1 protein-coding gene is annotated in these 876 nt (G+C 57.4%); it reads right to left on the bottom strand.

Translation table 11 applies throughout. The annotated features are described in order from the left end of the window. Nucleotides 1–876 (bottom strand): transposase (locus AC0C6X_RS30085; RefSeq protein WP_472956689.1); only part of this gene is annotated, 876 nt, incomplete at both ends.

Below are 876 nucleotides of genomic sequence, written 5' to 3'. Positions count from 1 at the left end.
TTGCCGTGAGCTCGGTGTCGATGGCATCGTCGATCCATTCATCCAGCGCGTCCGGGCTCCTGCTGCGCAAGATGCCGTTGAAGCGCATGGCCAAGCCACGCATTATGGCGAACGCTCGAGAGCCCTGCTTCAATGCATTGACCTTTCTGGCCTGACGATCTGTCAGCAGGCCGCGCGGTTTTATGCACAAAGCTGCGGCCACCACAGATGAGATCATATGGCCCGTATCAGGATCGCGGACGGGTTCTGAAACATCCGTCTCCGGAGGCGGCTCGTCGGGTTGAATGTTTTCGACTTCGCGCCACACCTTCAACAGGCGCTCCAGATTGGAGCGGCTGCCCGTGTAACCACGGTTCTTGATATTGTAAAACAGATGGCGCCCAACCCGGTTTCCATTTTTCCAGCATTCAGCCAGGAATGCTTCAAAATACAGTGGCGATGTCAGATTCAATGCCGCCCGATTCCTGTCTCGAGGTGCATTGGAAGTAAGCCAATTCGCGATGCTGCGGCGCTCGTATCCGGTCCGCCTTGCAATCTCGCTGTACGTGAGGCCCTGCTGCCGCAAAACTTGAAACGTGTCGAATATTTCCTGACGAGATTGCCTGTGCGCCAGGCGGGCACGGCGCTGCTGTGACCTGGCGCTGGCGATAGCATCTTCAGAGAGAATGGGTCTAACATGGGCGTGACCGTAGACGCTCATCTGTTCCTTGATTGCCTCCCTGAGATTTTGGACCAGATGAAAACGGTCAGCCACCTGGCGGGCCTGCGGGGCGCCCTCTCGGGCTGCCTGAGCATACAAACCACAGCGATCTCGGCTCACGACCTCGATCGTCGGACGCTCTTGCAACCAAGTTTTTGCACTCTCGACGCTGCGGT

This window comes from Ensifer sp. VA4 (assembly GCF_055710065.1).
Note: the sequence above shows the minus strand (reverse complement) of the source record. Positions and strands in the feature narration are given on the sequence as shown.